Annotated in this window: 3 protein-coding genes; all 3 read left to right on the forward strand. The window is 58.3% G+C overall.

The window, feature by feature from the left end:
• Nucleotides 1–79: 79 nt before the first annotated feature.
• Nucleotides 80–487: an RNA-binding S4 domain-containing protein gene (locus ACRESD_RS11670; RefSeq protein ID WP_431751037.1), complete on the forward strand. Its 408-nt coding sequence runs from the start codon at nucleotides 80–82 to the stop codon at nucleotides 485–487.
• Nucleotides 488–594: 107 nt separating this feature from the next.
• Nucleotides 595–1,497: an Hsp33 family molecular chaperone HslO gene (gene hslO, locus ACRESD_RS11675; protein WP_431751038.1), complete on the forward strand. Its 903-nt coding sequence runs from the start codon at nucleotides 595–597 to the stop codon at nucleotides 1,495–1,497.
• Between the two features lie 179 nt (nucleotides 1,498–1,676).
• The coding region (locus ACRESD_RS11680) for a phosphoenolpyruvate carboxykinase (ATP) (protein WP_431751039.1) at nucleotides 1,677–2,479 on the forward strand (803 nt) is incomplete at its 3' end.

A 2,479-nucleotide genomic window follows, 5' to 3' on the forward strand; every position in this document is an offset into this window, starting at 1 on the left:
TCTTAGGTGAGCCTTGAGGTTTATGCGTCGAAGGGTTTCAACGGTAAAGTTGCGACATTTTTCAGAGCGAGGAATTCAAGTGGCTCAGAAGCAGGAAGAGGAAGAAAAAGTCCGTTTGGATAAGTGGCTGTGGGCGGCACGCTTCTACAAGACACGTGCCCTAGCCAAGGCAGCCATCGAAAGTGGCAAAGTGCATCACCGTGGCGAACGCTGCAAGCCGGGCAAGGAGCCGCGCGTGGGCGACGAGTTCCAGATTCGTACCGGCTTTGATGAAAAGACCGTTGTGGTTCAGGCACTTTCCATTGTCCGTCGTGGCGCGCCCGAAGCGCAGACACTCTATGCCGAGACAGAGGCGAGCATCGCCAAGCGTGAGAACGCGGCGGCAATGCGCAAGGCGGGGGCACTGGGGGTGAGTACCGATGGGAAGCCGAGCAAGAAGCAGCGCCGTGATCTGTTCAAGTTCCGTGGCAGTGGCAACGACGATTGAAGTCGCCGGTAATCGCCTGGGGCTTCACTTGGCTTGGAACAAACCCGGATTGTTCATAAACTGCGTCATCTTCGCGTCAATATTATTCAACTCAGATACCCAGACCTATGACTGATCTACCGGATACCGACTTCACCCAACGCTTCATCTTCGACGAGTCGGACGCCCGCGGCGAACTGGTTTCGTTGGAGCGCAGCTATGCCGAAGTCCTCGCCAAGCACCCCTATCCGGAGCCGGTCGCGCAACTGCTCGGTGAGCTGATGGCGGCGGCGGCGCTGCTGGTGGGCACCATGAAATTCGACGGTTTGCTGATTTTGCAGGCGCGCTCCGAAGGCCCGGTCCCGATGCTGATGATCGAGTGTTCCAGCGAGCGCGAAATCCGTGGCCTGGCCCGATACGAGGCCGACCTGATCGGCGCGGACGCCACCCTGTCCGACCTGATGCCCAATGGCGTGCTGGCGATCACCGTCGACCCGACCGAAGGCCAGCGCTACCAGGGTATCGTCGATTTGGACGGTGAAACCCTGTCGGATTGCTTCACCAACTATTTCGTGATGTCCCAGCAAGTGGGCACCAAGTTCTGGCTCAACGCTGACGCCAAGCGTGCCCGTGGCCTGCTGGTACAACAACTGCCGGCCGACCGCATCAAGGACGAAGATGATCGTGCTGAAAGCTGGCAGCACATTATCGCCCTGGCCAACACGGTGAAAGCCGAAGAACTGCTGAGCCTGGACAACGAAACCATCCTGCACCGTCTTTATCATGAAGAGGCTGTGCGTCTGTTCGATACGCAAGCCTTGCACTTCCATTGCAGTTGTTCCCGCGAGCGCTCAGGCAATGCCCTGGTCAGCCTGGGCCTGGAAGATGCGCAGAATCTGGTGGTGGAGCATGGCGGCAATATCGAGATCGACTGCCAGTTCTGCAACCAGCGCTACCTGTTCGATGCCGCTGATGTAGCCCAGTTGTTCGCCGGTGCAGGCATCGACACCCCTTCCGACACCCGCCACTAAAACGTTTAAGCACAGGTAAATCACCTGACGAACGCCGGATTAGCGCAGTTCTGACGGGAGGGCCCTACTCTTTTTGGGCTTTTCTGGCATAATCCGGCCCACTTTTTTCGCGGTAGTAGTGCGCAACTTTCTACTACAAAACGTTTGGAGCACTCGGCCATAGGCCGACGGGGAACCTTATGACGCAAGCCAATAACGCCGTATACACCGATCTGAGTGTTGACGATCTGGTCAAAGAAGCCCTGCAGCGCGGTGAAGGCGTGCTTGCCGATACTGGCGCACTGGTCGTCGAAACCGGTCACCGCACCGGCCGTTCGCCAGTTGACCGTTTCATCGTTGAAGAGCCTTCTACCCAGGACGCCATTGCCTGGGGCCCGATCAACCGCAAGTTCCCGGCCGACAAGTTCGATGCCCTGTGGGCCCGCGTCGAGGCTTTCAACAACGCGCAAGAGCACTTCGTTTCCCACGTCCACGTAGGTGCTGCCGAAGACCACTACCTGGCCGTGAAAATGACCACCCAGACTGCCTGGCAGAACCTGTTCGGTCGTTGCCTGTTCATCAACCCGGCCCAGTACAACCCGGCCGGTCGTGAAGAGTGGCAAGTGCTTAACGTCGCCAACTTCGAGTGCGTGCCAGAGCGTGACGGCACCAACTCCGATGGTTGCGTGATCCTCAACTTCGCCCAGAAGAAAGTGCTGATCGCTGGCATGCGTTACGCCGGTGAAATGAAGAAAGCCATGTTCTCGGTGCAGAACTTCCTGCTGCCAGCCGCTGACGTGCTGCCGATGCACTGCGCTGCCAACATCGGCGAAGAGGGTGACGTTACCCTGTTCTTCGGCCTGTCCGGCACTGGCAAGACCACCCTGTCCGCTGATGAAAGCCGTTACCTGATCGGTGACGACGAGCACGGTTGGGGCGAGGGCGTGGTGTTCAACATCGAAGGCGGTTGCTATGCCAAGTGCATCGACCTGTCCGAGAAGAA

The organism is Pseudomonas sp. (assembly GCF_050739995.1).
Taxonomy (GTDB): domain Bacteria; phylum Pseudomonadota; class Gammaproteobacteria; order Pseudomonadales; family Pseudomonadaceae; genus Aquipseudomonas.

Excerpts from the sequence above, each read along its gene's own strand:
- hslO (WP_431751038.1), top strand. The coding sequence starts at position 595 with ATGACTGATCTACCGGATACCGACTTCACCCAACGCTTCATCTTCGAC.